This is a genomic window from Wenxinia saemankumensis (assembly GCF_900141735.1).
GTDB classification, from domain to species: domain Bacteria; phylum Pseudomonadota; class Alphaproteobacteria; order Rhodobacterales; family Rhodobacteraceae; genus Wenxinia; species Wenxinia saemankumensis.
Genome location: NZ_FQYO01000001.1, coordinates 529,503 through 547,876 on the forward strand (window position 1 = coordinate 529,503; position 18,374 = coordinate 547,876).

Consider the following 18,374-nt stretch of genomic DNA (forward strand, 5'->3'; position numbering starts at 1 on the left):
GTCATTCCTTCGGAACGGATCCGTGCTCCCAGTCGGAAAACCGAACGCGCAGCGGGAAGGTTTGGCTCCGCCGGATGCCCCGAGGACAGGCGCGCCGGTTTTGAAACCCGGGTCGTTTCTCCCTACATCCGGGGAGAAGGGTCGCGACGCGGCCCGCCTGCTACAGGGAGTACGAGACATGACAGACCGCGCCGTTCTCGCCGGGGGCTGCTTCTGGGGAATGCAGGACCTGATCCGCAAGCTGCCGGGGGTCGAGAGGACCCGCGTCGGCTATACGGGGGGCGACGTTCCGAACGCGACCTACCGGAACCACGGCACCCATGCCGAGGGGATCGAGATCCTCTACGATCCCGAGCGGATCAGCTATCGCCGGTTGCTGGAATTCTTCTTCCAGATCCATGACCCGACCACGCCGAACCGGCAGGGCAACGACCGGGGTATGTCCTACCGTTCGGCCATCTACTACGTGGGCGACGAACAGAAGCGCGTCGCCGAAGAGACGATCGCCGACGTGAACGCCTCGGGCCTCTGGCCGGGCAAGGTCGTGACCGAGGTGGAGCCTGTCGGCGATTTCTGGGAGGCCGAGCCCGAGCACCAGGATTACCTCGAGCGGATCCCCAACGGGTATACCTGCCACTTCCCCCGCCCCGACTGGGTGCTGCCGCGTCGCGAAGCGGCCGAGTAGAGGCGGGCCGGGACGGATCCGCCGGGGCGGTCCCGTCCCGGCGGTCGCGGCAAGGGGGCGGCTTTTCCGCCCCCTGCCCCCCCGCTCCGGCGGGCCCCGGATGGCCTGCCCCCCCTTCCTCCCCCCCTTGTCCCCCGCGTCCCCTCCGGGCAGCCTGTTTGCGCAGGAGGATGCCGCGATGGACACGTTCGAGACCGACCTCGCCCAGGAACCCGAGCGCCTGATCGACGAGCGCTTTCCCGACCCGCGGGGCGGGACCTACTGGCCGCATCTCGTCTACGCGCGGCCGGACGGGGCGCGGCCGCTGATGCTGGATCTGCGGGTGCCGGAGGGGGCGGCGGCCCGCCCGCTCGTCGTCTACATCCACGGGGGCGGCTGGCGGATCGGCACGCCGAAATACGACAACCCGACGCTCCGCCGCATCGACGCGCCGGGACGGCTTCACGCGGCGGGCTTCGCCGTGGCCCGGATCTCGTACCGGCTGTCGGGCGAGGCGACCTGGCCCGTCCCCCTCCACGATTGCAAGGCGGCGATCCGCTGGCTGCGGGCGCGGGCCGACACGTTCGGCGTCGATCCCCGGCGGGTGGCGGTGATGGGCGAGAGCGCCGGCGGCCACCTCGCCGCGATGGTCGCGCTGACCGGCGACGACCCGGAGATGGAGGGCGCGGTGGGCGAGACCGGCGGCTCGACCCGCGTCGCGGCAGCGGTGAACTGGTACGGCGTCACCGATCTGTGGTCGATCGGCGAGCGACGCGAGCCGCCGCCGGACGGCGCGCCGCGGATGGAGGAGGCGCTGATCGGCGGCCCCCGCGCCGCCAATCGGACAGCGTTGGAGGCCGCCTCGCCGGTCCGCACCGTCGGCGCGGCGGCCCCGCCCTTCCTCCACCAGCACGGGGATGCCGACCGCATCGTGCCCCATTCCCAGGCGGAGGCGCTGCACGCGGCGCTGAAGGAAGCCGGGCACGACACGATCCTGGACCTCGTTCCCGGGGCCGATCACTGCTTCTGGGGGGCGGCTCCGGCCGACCGGGACGGCGGGATCATGGACCGGGCCATCGCCTTCCTCGGCGCGCATCTCGGCCACGCCGCGCCGGGCTGAGCGCCCATGGGCGTTGCGCTGTCCGCGCCCCGCATGCCACAGAGTCCCCCATGCCGCCGCGCAAGGATACGGAGGGCCGACGCGGCCCGGTGACGCTCCGCAATATCGCGGACCGGGTCGGCGTATCCGTCGCCACCGTCAGCCGTGTCCTGAACTTCGACCCGGCCCTCTCGGTCAGCGAGGCGACGCGCCAGTCCGTGATCGAGACGGCCGAGGCGATGAACTACGAGCCGCGCCGGCGGCGGCCGCGCGCCGTCGCCCCCACGGGCCTGAAGCGGATCGCGCTGCTGCATTTCCGGGGCCCGCGCTCGGAACTCGCCGATCCCTATTTCGTCGCCATGCGCCTCGGCATCGAGACGCGCTGCGCCGCGCTGCAGCTGGAAGTGACCAAGATCTACCGCGGCGAGGACGACAGCCCCGCCCGGATCCCGCGCGAGGCCAAGGGCGTGATCGTGATCGGCCGGCACCCGGACGAGGAGATCGCGGTCCTGCGCGCGCGGCACCCCAACCTCGTCTTCGTCGACTGGGCGCCGCCCGGCGACGATGTCGACTGCGTCGCCTCCGATCTGGAGCTCGCCGCGACCAAGCTGCTGACCGGGCTCGAAGGGCTCGGCTACCGACGCATCGCCTTTGCCGGCTGGGCCGAGGACACCGATGCGACCACGCCCGAGGCGCGGGCCCGCGCCTACCGGGCCTGGGCCGAGGGGCGCGGCGCCTTCGACCCGGACCTGCTGCGCATCGGCGTCAACAGCGAGCAGAGCGGGCACGACGTGACGGGCGCGTTCCTGTCCCTGCCCCGCCCGCCCGACGCGATCGTGGTCAGCAACGACACGATGGCGATGGGCGCCTACCGCGCGATTCAGGAGCGCGGGCTGAAGATCCCCGGCGATGTCGCGCTGGCCAGCTTCAACGACATCTCGGCCGCGCGCTTCCTGTCGCCGCCGCTGACGACGGTCCGCCTGCCGGCCGAGGCGATCGGGGTCCAGGCCGTGGATCTGCTGGCCGAACGGATGTCCGGGCGCGACCTGGCCCGCCAGGTCAAGATCGAGACCAAGATCGCGTGGCGGTCCAGCACGCGGTCGGCCGCCCCGGCAAGGGCGCCGCGCGACCGGACCGACGGACCGGCGGCGGGCCGCGCTACCGGTCCGGCCGCCGGCCAGGCCGCCGAGTAAACATCCGCGGCGCGCGGGGTAAACTTTACTAAATCGTTGATCGACTCGCCCCCTCGGCGCTAGGCTCCGATTCGACAGGGGGCCCACCGGGAGACGGACCCCCGTCCAATGGGAGGAGATATCACCATGACGACCGCATTCCGGCGTACCCTCATCGCGTCCACCGCGCTCGGCCTCGTCGCCGGGGCCGCAGCGGCGCAGGAGCTGACCGTCTGGGCATGGGACCCCAACTTCAACGGCGCCGCGATGGAAGCGGCGGCCGCCGCCTACCAGGAGATGGGCAACCCCGACTTCACGCTCGACTACCAGGAATTCGCCCGCGAGGAGATCGAGCAGAAGCTGCAGACCCAGCTCGCCGCCGGCACGATGGACGGCCTGCCCGACATCGTCCTGATCGAGGATTACTCGGCGCAGAAGTTCCTGCTGTCCTTCCCGGGCGCCTTCGAGCCGCTCACCGACGTGATCGATTACAGCGGCTTCGCCGACTACAAGGTCGCGCTCGCCTCGGTCGACGGCGAGACCTACGCGATGCCCTTCGACAGCGGCGTCACCGGCCTCTTCTACCGGTCCGACCTGATCGAGGAGGCGGGCTACACCGCCGAGGACATGCAGGATCTCACCTGGGACGAGTTCATCGAGATCGGCGAGGCCGTGACCGAAGCGACCGGCACGCCCATGATCTCGCTCGACATCAACGATCCCGGCCTCTTCGTCGTCATGCTGCAATCGACGGGCAGCTGGTTCTTCAACGAGGACGGCAGCCTCAACATCGAGGGCAACCCCGACTTCCGCGCGGCGATGGCCGACTATCAGGAAATCCTGCAGTCCGACATGTGGACGCAGGTCAATTCCTGGGCCGATTATCAGGCCAGCCTCGCGGGCGATGTCGCCTCGACCGTGTCGGGCGTCTGGATCACCGGCACGATCAAGGCCGCCGACATGTCCGGGCAATGGGCCGTCGCGCCGATCCCGCGCGTGGCCGAGGCCGAGAACGGCACCAACTACTCGAACCTCGGCGGGTCGAGCTGGTACGTGCTCGCCTCCTCCGACGACAAGGAGCTGGCCTTCGACTTCCTGACCTCGGTCTGGGGCAGCGACGTGGAGTTCTACAACCAGATCCTCGTCGACCAGGGCGCCGTCGGCTCCCTCCTCGCCTCGCGCGAGGGCGATGCCTATCAGGAGGCCGACGCGTATTTCGGCGGGCAGGAAGTCTGGCAGGACTTCTCCAGCTGGCTCGGCCAGGTGCCGGCGGTCGATTACGGCATCTTCACCTACGAGGTGCGCTCGGCCATCGCGTCGAACATCCCCGCCATCGCGGACGGGGCCGATCTCGACGAGGCGATCTCCTCCATCGCGGCCGAAGCGGCAGTGCTCACGCAGTGACGCCTACCGGGAAGGGGCCGCAAGGTCCCTTCCCTCCACCGCGGTGAGCTGGGAGGAGAGCCGTGGCGCAGACGAGACTGGGACGGGCCGAGAATCGCGCCGGCTGGGCATTCGTCATGCCCGCGCTGGTGCTGGTCGGCATCTTCATGATCTACCCGATCCTCTGGTCGCTGTGGATGAGCCTGCAGACCGGGCGCGGCATGACGACCTCGTTCGGGGGGCTGGCCAACATCCAGCGGCTCTTCGCGGACCCGATCTTCCTCACCGCGCTCAGCAACACCATGATCTTCCTGGCGATCCAGGTGCCGATCATGATCATGCTGGCCCTGGTCTTCGCGGTGATGCTGAACGACCCCAAGACGAAGTTCCGCGGCCTCTTCCGCACCGCGATCTTCCTGCCGGCGGTGACCTCGCTCGTCGCCTACTCGATCCTCTTCAAGTCGATCTTCTCCAATGACGGGCTCGCGACGACCATCGTGACCTTCTTCGGCGGGCCCGAGATCTCGTGGCTGGGCGAGCCCTTCTGGGCCAAGGTCGTGATCATCCTCGCCATCACCTGGCGCTGGACCGGCTACAACATGATCTTCTACCTGGCCGCGCTGCAGAACATCGACCGCTCGATCTACGAGGCGGCGCGGATCGACGGCGTTCCCGCCCGGGCGCAGTTCTTCCGCATCACCATCCCGATGCTGAAGCCCGTGATCCTGTTCACCACGATCATCTCGACCATCGGGACGCTGCAGCTCTTCGACGAGGTGCAGAACATCACGCAGGGCGGGCCGTCCAACGCCACGCTGACCCTGTCGCAATACATCTTCAACCTGACCTTCCGCTTCATGCCGAGCTACGGCTACGCGGCCACGGTCAGCTACGTCATCGTCGTGCTGGTGGCGGTGCTGTCGGTCATCCAGTTCTGGATCGCGAGGGACCGCAAATGAGCGACGTCGCCGCCCATCGCCTCGACCCCGAGGCGGCCGAACCCTCGGCCCGCGCCGCGCTGCGGGGGCCGGACGGCCCCGGCCGCGACATGATCGGGCCGGCGGTGAAATACATCGTCCTGAGTCTCGCCGCCTTCGTGTCGGTTTTCCCCTTCTTCTGGATGCTGGTCGGCACCACGAACAGCTCCTACGACATCGTGCGGGGCAAGGCGTGGTTCGGCGACCAGCTCTTGGTGAACCTCGGCAACCTGATCGAGCAGGTCGACCTGCCGCGGGTCCTGTTCAACTCGTTCTACATCGCCATCATCTCGACCGTGGCGACGCTGCTGGTCAGCTCGCTCGCCGGCTACGCCTTCGAGATCTTCCGCCACAAGTGGCGCGAGCGGATCTTCGCGGCGCTGCTGCTGATGCTGTCGATCCCATTCGCCGCGCTGATGGTGCCGCTCTTCGTGATGATGGCGAGTGCGGGCCTCATCAACACCTACAGCGCGATCATCCTGCCGACGATCGCGAACATCTTCATCATCTTCTACTTCCGCCAGGCGACGAAGGCCTTTCCGCACGAGCTGCGGGACGCGGCCAAGATCGACGGGCTGAAGGAATGGCAGATCTTCCTGCGCGTCTACATGCCGGTGATGCGGTCGACCTACGCGGCGGCGACGATCATCGTCTTCACGCTGACCTGGAACAACTACCTCTGGCCGCTGATCGTCCTGCAGACCAACGACATGAAGACGATGGTCCTGACGATCTCGTCGCTGAACTCGGCCTACACGCCCGATTTCGGCGTCATCATGGTGGCGACCGTCATCACGACGCTGCCGACGCTCATCATCTTCTTCCTGCTCCAGCGCCTGTTCGTTCAGGGCATGCTGGGCTCCGTCAAATAGGACTTCTTCCAATGAAAGACGCCGCAAGCCGGGCGGGCCGCGCGATCCTCGACTTCTGCGACGGCTGGTCGTTCGAGGGCGAGACGGTCCGCCTGCCCCATACCGCCGTCGAGCTGCCGTTCAACTATTTCGACGAGACGGCCTACCAGCGGGCCTTCACCTACGAGAAGCGGTTCGACGCCGATCCCGCCTGGGCCGGGCGCGAGGTGACGCTGCGCCTCGGCGCCGCGATGGCGGATGCGAAGGTCTCGCTGAACGGGAGCGAGATCGCGCGGCACCGCGACGGCTATACCCCGATCCTCGCCCGGATGACGGAGCATCTGAAGGATGGCGAGAACGTCCTGACGGTCGAGATCGACGGGTCCGAGAACCCAGAGATTCCCCCCTTCGGCGGCCAGATCGACTACCTGACCTATGCCGGCCTCTACCGCGAGGCCGAGCTGATCGTCGCGCCGAAGGTCCATGTCGCGAACGCCAAGGTCGAGACCCCGGACGCGCTGGCGGAGGCGAAGCGCGTGACGGTCCGGGCCGAGATCGCGGATCCGTCCGGGGCCGGGATCGAGGGCATCCTGACGGCCACGCTGCTGGACGCGGACGGGGCCGAGATCGCGGCGGTCGAGGCACCCGCTGCGGACCGCGTCGACCTGGCCTTCGCGGACCTTCGCGGCCTCTCCCTGTGGGAGCCGGACTCGCCGTTCCTCTACACCCTGCGCCTGACTCTGGGCGACGATGTGTGGGAGACGCGGTTCGGCTTCCGCACCGCCGAATTCACGCCCGAGGGCTTTCGCCTGAACGGCCGCCCGCTGAAGATCCGCGGCCTCAACCGGCATCAATCCTGGCCCCATGCGGGCTACGCGATGGGCGCCGCCCAGCAGCGGCGGGACGCCGACATCCTCAAGGACGTGCTGCGCCTCAACCTCGTCCGGACGTCGCACTACCCGCAGCACCCCGCCTTCCTCGACCGCTGCGACGAGATCGGGCTGCTTGTCTTCGAGGAGATCCCGGGCTGGCAGCATATCGGTGGCGAGGGCTGGAAGGCCGAGAGCGTCGAGAACGTCCGCCGGATGATCCGGCGCGACTGGAACCACCCCTCCATCGTCATCTGGGGCGTGCGCATCAATGAGAGCCGGGACGATCACGACTTCTACGCCGAGACGAACCGGGTGGCGCGCGAGCTGGACCCGACCCGGCAGACGGGGGGCGTGCGCTACATCACCGAGAGCGAGATGCTCGAGGACGTCTACACGATGAACGACTTCGTCCTGGGCGAGTTCGAGAACCCGGGCAGCAACCGCCCCCGCATGGGCCTGCGCGACCAGCAGGAGGTGACGGGGCTGGACCGCAAGGTCCCCTACCTCGTGACCGAGTACAACGGCCACATGTACCCCACCAAGAGCTTCGACCAGGAGCAGCGGCAGGCCGAGCACGTCCTGCGGCACCTCGAGGTGATGGACGCAGCCCATGGCGACGATGCCGTCTCGGGCTGCATCGGCTGGTGCGCCTTCGACTACAACACGCACAAGGATTTCGGCTCCGGCGACCGGATCTGCCATCACGGCGTCATGGACATGTTCCGCGAGCCCAAGTTCGCCGCCCATGCCTATGCCAGCCAGGGGGACATCGCGGGCGGCGCGGTGCTGGAGCCCGTCACCTTCTGGGCGCGGGGCGAGCGCAATATCGGGGGCGTCCTGCCGCTGGTTATCCTGACGAATTGCGACGAGGTGGAGCTGCGCTACGGGAACAACCCGCCCAAGCGCGTCGGCCCCGACCATGCGCGCTTCCCCCACCTGCCCCATCCGCCGGTGATCGTGGATCACCGGCACTTCACGGCCGAGGAGCTGGGCCGCTGGGGCATGACATGGGAAAGCGCCGAGGTGATCGGCTATTCCGGCGGACAGGAGGTGGCGCGGCGCCGCTACGTCGCCGATCCGCTGCCGACCACGCTGGAGGTGGCGCCGGACAGCGGGACGGTGCGGGTCCACGACGAGGTGCGGGTGATGATCCGCGCGCTCGACCAGGCGGGCAACCGGCTGCCCTTCCTCGCGGAGAGCGCGACGGTCGAGCTGGACGGCCCGGCCCGGCTGATCGGCCCCGCCACGCTGCCGCTGCGGGGCGGCGTCGCGGGCCTGTGGCTGCGGGCGACGGGACCGGGGGAGATCACGCTGCGGGTGAGCCATCCCCGCTTCGGAGGCGAGACCATCAGGGTGAGGGCAGAGGCATGAGCGCGGGCGTCCGTCTCGAAGGCTTGCGGAAATCCTACGGCGCGGTGGAGGTGATCCGCGGCGTCGATCTCGACATCGAGCCGCAGGAATTCGTCGTCTTCGTCGGCCCCTCGGGCTGCGGCAAGTCCACCCTGCTGCGGATGATCGCGGGGCTGGAGGAGATCACGGGCGGCGATCTCTATATCGGCGAGCGCCGGATGAACGACACCGACGCCTCGCGCCGGGGCATCGCGATGGTGTTCCAGTCCTACGCGCTCTACCCCCACATGACGGTGCGCGAGAACATGGGCTTCGCGCTGAAATACGCGGGCGTGAAGAAGCCCGAGATCAAGGCCCAGGTCGACGAGGCGGCGCGGATCCTCGGCCTCGATCAGCTGATGGACCGCCGGCCCAAGGACCTGTCCGGCGGCCAGCGCCAGCGCGTCGCCATCGGCCGCGCCATCGTGCGGCATCCCGAGGTGTTCCTCTTCGACGAGCCGCTGTCGAACCTCGATGCCGAGCTGCGCGTGCAGATGCGGATCGAGATCGCGCGCCTCCATTCCGAGCTGAAATCGACCATCGTCTACGTCACCCACGACCAGGTCGAGGCGATGACGCTCGCCGACAAGATCGTCGTGCTGCGGGACGGGCGGATCGAGCAGGTGGGCACGCCGCTGGATCTCTACGACGATCCCGACAACCTCTTCGTCGCCGGATTCATCGGCTCGCCCAAGATGAACTTCCTCCCCGCCGAGCTGTCGGGCGGCGCGCTGACGCTGGTAGAGCATGGCGGCCAGACGGTTCCCCTGCCGCCCCTGGGCCGCGCCCCGCAGGAGGGCGAGCGCGTGACGCTGGGCATCCGGCCCGAGCATTTCCGCAAGGAGGGATCGGCCGCGCTGGAAGTGGACGTGGAGATCGTCGAGAACCTGGGCGGCGAGACCTATGTCTATGCCCGGCAGGCCGGATCGGACGTGCTGACCATCGCCACGGGCGGCGCCCGGGGGCTGCGCCAGGGCGACCGGATGACCGCCAGGTTCGATCCCTCCGACGCGCTGCTGTTCAATCGCGAGGGCCTGCGGATCCGCTGAGGCGGGCGGCCTGCGGCCGGCGGGGGCCGGGGGCGCTGCCCCCGGACCCCCGCGGTATTTCCTCCCCTGCGAAGATAGAGGCTGGACCATTTCCGAGGTCGGGCGCCCCCCCGAGCGCGTCGCGGCCCCGTGATGGCGGCGCGGGGGCGGCGCGGGGCCGGCTGGGGTTGCTTCCGGCCCGAAGCGGCGCATCCCCCGGGGCGGCGCGCGGCGCGCCCCGGGGGGAGCCGCGTCAGTCTTCGAGGTTGAGCCAGAGCACCTCGTCCGGGGTCAGCTCGACCGAGAGGCCCGGCAGGGTCGAGACGATCTCGCCGGGGGAGCGGGGGCCGATCAGCGCGACCGAGGGGAAGCTCTGGCCGAGCACCCAGGCGGTGGCGATGTTGTGGGCGCTGACGCCCTTTCTCTGCGCCAGCTCCTCTGCCCTGCGGCGGCGCTCGGCATTCGCCGTAGAGCCGAAGCAGGTCTCGGGCCGCGTATCCTCGGGCAGGCGGTCGCGCAGCTCGGCGGGGAGGAAGTAGCCCCGCGCCTGGCTCGACCAGCTGACATGGGCGATGCCGCGCCCCCGCAGGAAGGACAGCATCTCGGGCGTGTTCGAGGTGACGCAGCCCGGCCAGACCGGCTTTTCCATCACTGCGAGCGAGAGGTTGTTGTTGAGGATGCTCGGCGGCGTATGGCCATGCGCCTGCGCGTAGTCCATCGCCTCGGCGAAGCGGGCGGGGGTCCAGTTGGAGCCGCCCCAGACCCTGCCGATCCGGCCCTGTCCCTGCAGTGCGGCGATCGCCTCGACGAATTCGCCGACCGGGACGTCGGGATTGTCGCGGTGCATGATGTAGATCGGCGCGCGCTCGAGCCCGAGCCGGTCCAGCGACATGGCCAGCTGCACGCCGATCGCGTCCGGCACGCAATAGGGCGAATGGGCCCCCTTCACGATCACCGTGGCCTCCTGCGCCACGCCGCGGGACCTGAGCCACTGGCCCAGCACCGCCTCGTGCCGGCCGGCGCCGTAGACGAAGCCGGTATCGAAGCTGGTGCCGCCCAGCTCCCACCAGGCGTCCCACATGATCGCGCCCTCGGCCGGCGTCTCGCGGTTGTCGCAGCCGAGGACGAGCTTGTTCAGCGTCACGCCCCCGACATCCGTCGTCGGGACGCGCGGCAGGCCGGCGGGGAGGACGCCCGGCAGGGTGCGGACCAGGCCGGGCTCCTCGGCGAAGGTCCGATAACCGACCTGCGCGCGCCAGGCGTCGAGCACGCGGGCATTGCCGATCGAGCCCTCGGGCGTCATCGCGGGCCAGTCCATCGACGTGCGGCCCTCGGCCACGGCGCGGGACAGGGCCTCGGCCTCGAAGGTGAAGAGCATGCGGGGGTCCTGCACGGGGATCTCCTCGACCGTGCCGTCCTGCTCGACCAGGATCACCGTGTCGGAGGGGCCTTCGGCCCGGCCGGGGATCCAGGGATTGGGCAGGGTGAGCGTGCCGCCCTCGCACATCACGTCGATGCGCTGGCCCATGTCCTCGGCCACGGCGCAGGCGACGTCGGCGGTCACGCCGTCGGCGAAGCGCAGCACCGCCCGGGCGCTCTCGTCCACGCCGGTCGTGCCGATCCGGCCCACGCCCTTCACCTCGACCGGGTCGGCCCAGGCGCCCTCGGCGGCACCGGCGATCAGCCGCGCGGCGCTGACGGGATAGCCGCCCACGTCGAGGATGCCGCCCCCCGCGAGATCGCGCGCATAGAGCCGGCCCTCGGGATTGACCGGCGCGGCGAAACCGAAGACGGCGCGGACATGGCGCACCTTGCCCAGCCGGCCGGACCGCAGGATCTCGAGCATCTTCGCGATCTGCGGGTGGTGCAGATACATGTAGGCCTCGGCGAAGAGGACGCCCTCCTGCCGGGCCGCCTCGACCAGGGCCGTCACCTCGGCCTCGTTCAGGCCGGCGGGCTTCTCGACCGAGACCGGCTTGCCGGCGCGGATCGCCATCAGGGCCTGCTCGGCATGGAAGGGGTGCGGCGTGGCGATGTGGATCGCGTCGACCGCGTCCGAGGCGGCGAGCGCCGCGTAATCGTCGAGGCGTCCCTCCTGCGGGACGCCGAAGCGCTCGCCGAAGGCGGCGCGGCGCTCGGCCGAACGGCTCGCGATGGCGGCGAGCGTGCCGCTCTCGGCCTCGCCCAGCCCGGTGGCGAAATTCGCGGCGATGGATCCGGGGCCGATGATGCCCCAGCGGGTCGTGGTCATGATGTCTCCTCCCGACTCGTCGGTTGCCTCATTTTTAGTAAACTTTCCGGGCGGCGTCTCGGGCTTTCGCCCCGGCATCGATACGGGCCGGCGGGAATGACGGCTTGCGGCACCGGCAGACTGGCCCCGTGCCCGCCGCGGGTTATCTGCGCGGGACCGGGGCAGGAAACGGACGGATGATGAAGGTACTCGTGGTGGACGACGAGGCGCTGATCGCGCTGGACATGGTCGGGATCGTGGAGATGGCGGGACATTCCGTCCTGGGGCCGGCCTTCTCGCTTGATGCCGGTTTCTCGCTTCTCGAGACGGAGGTGCCGGATGTCGCGCTGCTGGACATCGATGTCGGCGGCCGGCTGGTCTGGCCGCTGGCCCGGCGGCTGGTCGATATGGGCGCGGTGCCGGTCTTCATCAGCGCCAATTCGGCCCATCCCGAGCTGTCGGGGGAATTCGGGGGCTGCCCCTTCATCGACAAGCCGGCCACCCCCGCCGATATCGACGCGGCCCTGGCCGGGGCATGGGCCATGACCGCCGCTAGCGCGCCGGAATGACCAGGCTCCGGCGGTAGCCGGTCCCGGTCGGGGATCCCTCCACCTCGGCGCCGAGCTGGCGGGACGTGGCGGCGATGAGCGTCGTGCCGAAACCGCTCCCGCCCTCGTCGCCCGCTCCGTCCGTCACGGCGCCCTGGCCGCCCTCCTCGTCCCAGGTGATCGTCATGGCGCCGTCCGGTGCGGTCTGCCAGTCGATCGACAGCCGTCCGCCGCTGGTCGAGAGCGCGCCGTACTTCGCGGCGTTCGTCGCCCATTCGTAGAAGATCAGCGCGAGCGGCGTCAGCCGGGCCGTGTCGATCTGCAAGTCGGTCCCGCCGAGATTGACGTCCTGGCCGTCGCTCATCGGCTCGATCACCGCGGCGACGAGGTCGCGCATCGTGATCTGCCCCGAGGGATGACCGTCATTGGTCAGCGAATGGGCCCGGCCGAGGGCGTGGATCCGGGTCCGCAGCGTCTCGGCGAAATCGTCCAGCCCTTCGGCGTCGCGCCGGCAGATCGAGACCATGGCCGCGATGATCGCGAAGAGGTTCTTGATCCGGTGATTCATCTCCCGGATCATCAGCTCGCGCTGCGAGAGCTGTTCCTGCTCGGCGGTGACGTCGTAGGTCACGCCCACGAACTTGCGCGCGCGGCCGGTGCGGATCCGCTTGCCGAGGCCGTGCAGCCAGCGGGTCCGGCCGCTATGCAGGGTGAGACGGAACACCTCGTCGAAGTCGGTCTCGCCGTCCATCGCGCGGCGCAGCGCGCCGTTGACGCGGTCGCGGTCCTCCTGCTCCAGCCGGGAGAGGATCGGATCCAGCCGGTCGCCGCTCTCGCCCTCGCCCATGTCGAGGAGCCGGCGTTCGGTCGCGTCGAGCGTTGTGACGTCGGTTGCGGGATCGTATTCCCAGACGCCGATCTGCGCCACTTCGAGGGCGAGGCGCAGCCGCTCGCGCTGCTCGTCGAGGTCGCGTTCCAGCGACAGGGCGTGCGTCACGTCGGTGAAGACCAGCGACGCGCCGTCGACCTCGCCGTCGGAGCGGCGATAGGGCACGGCGCGGACGATCAGCTGCAGCTGCCCGTCCGCCGCCGTCGCCCGCCATTCCGAACCGGTCCCCTCGCCGGCCGCATCCGCCACGGCGCGCAGGTGTTCCGTCCCGTCGAACCGGCTCTCCAGGCTGGAGAGCGCGCGGCCGCGCTCTATCCCGCCCAGGGGAAAGACGGATTGCACGGCCCGGGTGTAGTTCCGCACCCGCAGGTCGCGGTCGACGACGATCACCGCGATGTCCGTCGAAGCGAGGAAGTTCTCGAGGTCGGCATTGGCGACGAGCAGCTGATCGACCTTCGATTTCAGCTCGTCGTTGACGGTGGTCAGCTCCTCGTTCGTCGACTGGAGCTCCTCGTTCATCGACATCATCTCTTCGTTCGAGGATTTGAGCTCCTCGTTCGTCGTCTCCAGCTCCTCGACGGTGGAACGCAGCTTCTGCCGGGTGGAGAGCAGCTCCTCCTCGAGAAAGCGCATCTGGCCCTCGTCGTCCTCGATCTCGTCCAGCTCGTCGGCGGCGAAGGGTTCGAGCTGGCCGGTCTCGCGGATGACGAGGAGGAAGGTGCCGGCATCCACCGGCTCGCAGAACACGTCGCAGACCAGCGTGCCGAAATCGGTCCGCACCTCGACCCCGCGGCTGGCGGCGCGGCGCCGGTCACCGCGCGCCTTGTGCAGCACGCTCGCGACCGCCCCGCGCAGGCCGGGCCGCGCGAGGACGGGGACGAGGACCTGCCGGTCGCCGCGGTCGGGAAAGTCGAGATAGCGCCCGACCCGGCCCCAGCGGTCGAGGAGGGTGCCCTCGCCGTCGACCAGCATCGAGACGGGCGCATAGCCTTCGGCGATGCGTCGCAGCGCGGCCTGCTCGGGCCCGGACTCGCGCGGGTCGGCGGCTCTGCGCGGCGCGGCGACGCTGCGCGCGGCCCCGGGCGCGGTGCGCGGGCCGAGCCGCGGCAGGTAGCGGCTCTTGACGTCGCGCCGCCGGAAGATCTTGGCCGTCTGGTCGGTCGCGGCGAACAGATCCTCGAACCGGCCGACCGATTCCGACGAGCCGAGGAACAGCGCCCCGCCTTCTCGCAGCGCGAAATGGAACAGCGGCACGACCTGCTTCTGCAGTGCCTCGTCGAAATAGATCAGGAGGTTGCGGCAGGACAGCAGGTCGACCCGGCTGAAGGGGGGGTCCTTGATCAGCGAGTGCAGCGAGAAGCGCACCATGTCGCGGATCTTGGGCGACAGGGTGAAGCTGTCGGTGCCGGCGATCGTGTAGGCGTCGCGATACTCGGTCGGGATGTCCGCCTGGGCTGAGAGCGGGTAGCTCGCCGCGCGCGCGATCGACAGCATCTTGTCGTCGATATCGGTCGCGAAGATCTGGATGTAGGGCCGCTTGTCCTGCTCTCGCGCCGCGGCGTGGAACAGCATGGCGAGGGTATAGGCCTCTTCGCCGCTGGAGCAGCCCGGCACCCAGACGCGGATCTCCTGCCCGTTCCGTGCCGCGCGGACGAGCGGATCGATCACCTCGCTGCGGAGGGTGCGGAACTCGTCGGGGTCGCGGAAGAAGCGCGTGACGTTGATCAGCAGGTCGCGGAACAGCGCGTCGCACTCGCCCGGCTCGTCGCCGAGATGGGCGATGTACTCGCCCGTCTCCTCGATCCCCAGCACCTGCATCCGCCGGGCGATACGCCGGGTGAGGGTCGATCGCTTGTAGCGCGAGAAGTCGTGGCCGAGCGTGGCGGTCAGGATGCCGCAGATCTCGTCGATATGGTCGCCGTCGGCCGCCGCGATCTCGATGTCGCCGGGCACGCTGCCCCGGCCGAAGAACTGGGCGAGCGAGGCGATGACCTCGCCCGGGCGGGCGACGACGTCGACGAGACCGGTGCCGATGGCCGAATAGGGCATCCCGTCGTAGCGGGCGCTTTCGGGATCCTGCGCGACGCAGATCCCGCCATGCTCCTTGATCGCGCGCAGCCCGTTGCTGCCGTCGGCGCCGGTGCCCGACAGGATCACGCATGCGGCGCGGTCGCCGCAATCCTCGGCCAGCGAGTGGAAGAAATCGTCGATCGGGCGGCGCATGCCGCGCGGATCGGTGAATTCGGTGAGGTGTAGCACCCGGTCCTTCACGGCAAGGCCGTGCCCCGGCGGGATCACGTAGACCTCGTCGGCCTGCAGCGCCTCGCCGCCCTCGGCCTGGCGCACGCCCATGCGGGTATAGCGTTCGATCAGCTGCGCCATCAGGGATTCGTGCGTCGGGTCGAGATGCTGGATCACGACGAAGGCCATGCCGGTCCGTTCGGGATGACCGGCGAAGAACTCGCGCAGGGCCTCCAGCCCGCCGGCCGAGGCGCCGATCCCGACGACGGGCACCCCGGCGACGGCCCCGGACTCCCCGGCCGCCCCGGGGACGGGGAGCGCCGCGTCCTCGGCGCCCCCTTCGGTCGGCGCGCCGTCGTCAGCCATCGAGGCGGGCCTGCACGATCAGGGACTGGCTCGAGGCGAGGGATTCGTAGGTCCCGAGAAGGACGAAGTTGGTCTCTCCGAACAGCTCCGACAGGCGCCGCAGGTCGCGCGAGAGCGCGTCGTCATAGGCCCGGGCGGCGGTCGGATTGCTGCGCGTGATGTCGAACTGCGAGCCGAGGATCAGCGATTTGCGCCCGTCGCGGCTGAGCTTCGTCATGTAGACGAGGCTGAGGAACCTCTCGCCCGACCGGCGGACATTGGGCACGACGAACTTGTCGTTGATTCGGTCCGGCTCCGCGATGAAGGCGCGCATCCGGTCGCGTACCGGCCCCGCGCCGCCCTCGGGCTGCATGAAGCGGCAGTTCCGGCCCAGCACCTCGTCCGCGTCGTATCCGCTGAGGCCGAGGAAACCGTCGTTGACGCCGACCAGCGGGCAATCCTCCCGCCGGTCGTCGGCCAGCACCAGCGCCACGGTGCTCTTGTCGAAGAAGGTCCGGACGCCTTCCGAGATGTCTGGCGTGTCGTCGAGAAACGGCATGTGCAAGTCTTATGGACGGAACGCCCGGATGCCAAGGCTTCGCCCGGCGTCAGGCCCCGCCCCGCCACGGGGGCCCGCGGGCCATCCGGTGGCGGCCGGACCGCGCCCGCGACTTTCCGGCCTGCCCAATCCCGAGGCATGTCGCCGCTTGTGGCGGCATACGGCGCACCGGCCCGCGGCCTTGCGCCCGATACGGTCCCGCCGCGGATGGAACTCGGCCGGGCGGACGGCCGAGATGGGCGCCGGATCGCAACAGGAGCCGCCCTTGCCCCTCACCCTCGCCCCCGCCGCGCCGCCGGGCCCGGAGCCGGCCGTTCGGCCGGTCCCGCGCCAGCCGCGGGCGGCCGGGGCGGTGCGTCTCGACGTGCGAGGAGAAGGGGCGCGCTCGCGCGTCGCCCGGTTCCGGGCCGAGGGCGCGATGCGTGCGCTGTTCCCCGCCCGGCCCGACGAGGCGGCTCTGGAGGCGATCCTCGTGAACACCGCCGGGGGTCTCACCTCGGGCGACCGCCTCTTCGTGACGGCCGGGGCCGGCCCCGGCGCCGCGCTGACCCTGACGACCCAGGCGGCGGAGCGGGCCTACCGGGCCCCGGACGGCCCGGCCCGGGTCCGCACGGCCCTGTCCGCCGCCGCGGGGTCCCGGCTGGACTGGCTGCCGCAGGAGCTGATCCTCTACGACGGCGCCCGGCTCGACCGGAGGCTGGAGATCGACCTCGCCCCCGGCGCGCGGCTGCTCGCGGTCGAGCCGGTCATCCTCGGCCGGGCCGCCATGGGCGAGGTGCTCCGTGGCTTCGCCCTATCCGACCGGGTGACGGTGCGGCGCGGCGGCGCGCCGCTCTGGATCGACGCGACGGATCTCACGGCCGCCGCGCTGGACCGGCCCGCCGCGCTGGCCGGGCTGCGCGCCTATGCCGCGCTCATCTACGTCGCGCCGGATGCCGAGGCGCAGCTGGCGCCGATCCGCGATGGCCTGCCCGAGGCCGGCCCGGCCATCGGGGGGGCGAGCCTGATCGCGGCGGACACGCTCGTCCTGCGCCTGCTCGCCGAGGACGGGTTCGCGCTGCGCCGGGCATTGCTGCCCGTGCTCGACCGGCTGACCCGTGATACGCTGCCGAGATCCTGGAGGCTGTGACATGAACCTGACCCCGCGCGAGAAGGACAAGCTCCTCGTCGCCATGGCCGCCGAGGTGGCGCGCAAGCGCCTCGCCCGGGGGGTGAAGCTGAACCACCCCGAGGCCATCGCCCTGATCACCGAGGCGGTGGTCGAGGGCGCCCGCGACGGCCGGTCCGTCGCCGACCTCATGGAGGCGGGCGGCCACGTCGTCACCCGCGCGCAATGCATGGACGGGGTGCCCGAGATGATCCCCGAGGTGCAGGTCGAGGCGACCTTTCCCGACGGGACGAAGCTCGTCACCGTCCATTCCCCGATCCGCTGAGGTGACCCGATGATCCCCGGAGAGCTCTTCCCCGCCGACGGCCAGATCGAGCTGAATGCCGGCCGCGAGGCCGTCACGCTGATGGTGGCCAATACCGGCGACCGCCCGGTGCAGGTCGGCAGCCATTACCATTTCGCCGAAGCCAATGCCGCGCTCGACTTCGACCGCGCCGCGGCGCGGGGCAAGCGGCTGGACATCGCCGCCGGCACCGCCGTCCGGTTCGAGCCGGGGCAGCGGCGCGAGGTGCAGCTGATCGACTATGCCGGGGGCCGCGCCGTCTGGGGCTTCACCGGCGCCGTGATGGGGGATCTCTGAATGCGCGCGTTCTCCCTGTCCATCGCCCTCGCCGCCCTGCCCTTCGCCGCGCCGGCCGCCGCTCAGGATGTCGATTGCGCCCGCGACCAGACCCAGATGGCGCTGAACATCTGCGCCCAGCGAGACTGGCAGGCCGCCGATGACGAGCTCAACCGCCTCTGGGCCATCCTCAAGCCGCGCGCCGATGCCGGGGGGTGGGGCCAGCGGCTGCTGGAGGAGCAGCGCACCTGGCTACGCGCCCGCGACGCGCAGTGCGAGGGCGAGCGGGACCGGTATGCGGGCGGGTCGATGGCCCCGCTCGTCTACTGGACCTGCATGGAACAGACGACGCTGCGCCGGAACGACGATCTCCGGCGGATGATGTAACCCACGGGGCCCC

16 protein-coding genes are annotated in these 18,374 nt (G+C 70.3%); 13 read left to right on the plus strand and 3 right to left on the minus strand.

Going from position 1 to position 18,374, the window contains the following annotated elements:
• Nucleotides 1-178 precede the first annotated feature (178 nt).
• The 8 genes from msrA to BUE30_RS02445 all read left to right on the plus strand — a co-directional run bounded on the left by msrA (nucleotide 179) and on the right by BUE30_RS02445 (nucleotide 9,456).
• Complete coding sequence (msrA, locus tag BUE30_RS02410; protein WP_073326243.1) at nucleotides 179-685, plus strand: peptide-methionine (S)-S-oxide reductase MsrA; 507 nt, start codon at nucleotides 179-181, stop codon at nucleotides 683-685.
• Between the two features lie 178 nt (nucleotides 686-863).
• A complete protein-coding gene (locus tag BUE30_RS02415) occupies nucleotides 864-1,784 on the plus strand; it encodes an alpha/beta hydrolase (RefSeq protein WP_073326244.1) in 921 nt (306 codons plus the stop codon).
• Between the two features lie 50 nt (nucleotides 1,785-1,834).
• Nucleotides 1,835-2,956: a LacI family DNA-binding transcriptional regulator gene (locus BUE30_RS02420; protein WP_073326245.1), complete on the plus strand. Its 1,122-nt coding sequence runs from the start codon at nucleotides 1,835-1,837 to the stop codon at nucleotides 2,954-2,956.
• A gap of 126 nt (nucleotides 2,957-3,082) precedes the next feature.
• A complete protein-coding gene (locus BUE30_RS02425; RefSeq protein WP_073326246.1) occupies nucleotides 3,083-4,339 on the plus strand; it encodes an ABC transporter substrate-binding protein in 1,257 nt (418 codons plus the stop codon).
• Between the two features lie 62 nt (nucleotides 4,340-4,401).
• Nucleotides 4,402-5,277, plus strand: coding sequence for a carbohydrate ABC transporter permease (locus tag BUE30_RS02430; protein WP_139300447.1), 876 nt, complete (start codon nucleotides 4,402-4,404; stop codon nucleotides 5,275-5,277).
• A complete protein-coding gene (locus BUE30_RS02435; protein ID WP_139300448.1) occupies nucleotides 5,274-6,167 on the plus strand; it encodes a carbohydrate ABC transporter permease in 894 nt (297 codons plus the stop codon). The genes BUE30_RS02430 and BUE30_RS02435 overlap by 4 nt, the downstream gene beginning before the upstream one ends.
• An 11-nt stretch (nucleotides 6,168-6,178) precedes the next feature.
• Nucleotides 6,179-8,389 (plus strand): glycoside hydrolase family 2 protein, encoded by a 2,211-nt coding sequence (locus BUE30_RS02440; protein WP_073326247.1) that lies wholly within the window; start codon nucleotides 6,179-6,181, stop codon nucleotides 8,387-8,389.
• Nucleotides 8,386-9,456 carry an ABC transporter ATP-binding protein gene (locus tag BUE30_RS02445; RefSeq protein WP_073326248.1) on the plus strand — a complete coding sequence of 357 codons (1,071 nt, stop codon included), beginning with the start codon at nucleotides 8,386-8,388 and terminating at the stop codon, nucleotides 9,454-9,456. Before BUE30_RS02440 ends, BUE30_RS02445 begins: the two co-directional genes overlap by 4 nt.
• Before the next feature lie 232 nt (nucleotides 9,457-9,688).
• Here the strand turns inward: BUE30_RS02445 and BUE30_RS02450 are convergent, their stop codons facing one another.
• On the minus strand, nucleotides 9,689-11,686 hold the full coding sequence (locus BUE30_RS02450; RefSeq protein ID WP_073326249.1) for an aldo/keto reductase: 1,998 nt from the start codon (nucleotides 11,684-11,686) through the stop codon (nucleotides 9,689-9,691).
• 176 nt (nucleotides 11,687-11,862) lie between these two features.
• Between BUE30_RS02450 and BUE30_RS02455 the strand changes: the two genes are divergently transcribed.
• The gene (locus tag BUE30_RS02455) at nucleotides 11,863-12,234 is read left to right on the plus strand and encodes a response regulator (protein WP_073326250.1); all 372 of its coding nucleotides are present in this window, start codon (nucleotides 11,863-11,865) and stop codon (nucleotides 12,232-12,234) included.
• Here BUE30_RS02455 and BUE30_RS02460 read toward each other — a convergent pair.
• The gene (locus BUE30_RS02460; RefSeq protein ID WP_083601028.1) at nucleotides 12,218-15,709 is read right to left on the minus strand and encodes a chemotaxis protein CheB; all 3,492 of its coding nucleotides are present in this window, start codon (nucleotides 15,707-15,709) and stop codon (nucleotides 12,218-12,220) included. The two genes, BUE30_RS02455 and BUE30_RS02460, sit on opposite strands and share 17 nt — an antisense overlap.
• A complete protein-coding gene (locus tag BUE30_RS02465) occupies nucleotides 15,702-16,247 on the minus strand; it encodes a PAS domain-containing protein (RefSeq protein ID WP_073326251.1) in 546 nt (181 codons plus the stop codon). Before BUE30_RS02465 ends, BUE30_RS02460 begins: the two co-directional genes overlap by 8 nt.
• A 265-nt stretch (nucleotides 16,248-16,512) precedes the next feature.
• Here BUE30_RS02465 and BUE30_RS02470 point away from each other — a divergent pair, with 265 nt between their 5' ends.
• From BUE30_RS02470 to BUE30_RS02485, 4 genes are read left to right on the plus strand one after another with little or no spacing between them, the layout of a single operon-like run.
• A complete protein-coding gene (locus tag BUE30_RS02470) occupies nucleotides 16,513-17,376 on the plus strand; it encodes an urease accessory protein UreD (protein WP_073326523.1) in 864 nt (287 codons plus the stop codon).
• Nucleotide 17,377: 1 nt separating this feature from the next.
• A complete protein-coding gene (locus BUE30_RS02475; RefSeq protein ID WP_073326252.1) occupies nucleotides 17,378-17,680 on the plus strand; it encodes an urease subunit gamma in 303 nt (100 codons plus the stop codon).
• A gap of 9 nt (nucleotides 17,681-17,689) precedes the next feature.
• The gene (locus BUE30_RS02480) at nucleotides 17,690-17,995 is read left to right on the plus strand and encodes an urease subunit beta (RefSeq protein WP_073326253.1); all 306 of its coding nucleotides are present in this window, start codon (nucleotides 17,690-17,692) and stop codon (nucleotides 17,993-17,995) included.
• A complete protein-coding gene (locus BUE30_RS02485; protein ID WP_073326254.1) occupies nucleotides 17,996-18,361 on the plus strand; it encodes a lysozyme inhibitor LprI family protein in 366 nt (121 codons plus the stop codon). It begins immediately after the preceding gene.
• Nucleotides 18,362-18,374: the final 13 nt, after the last annotated feature.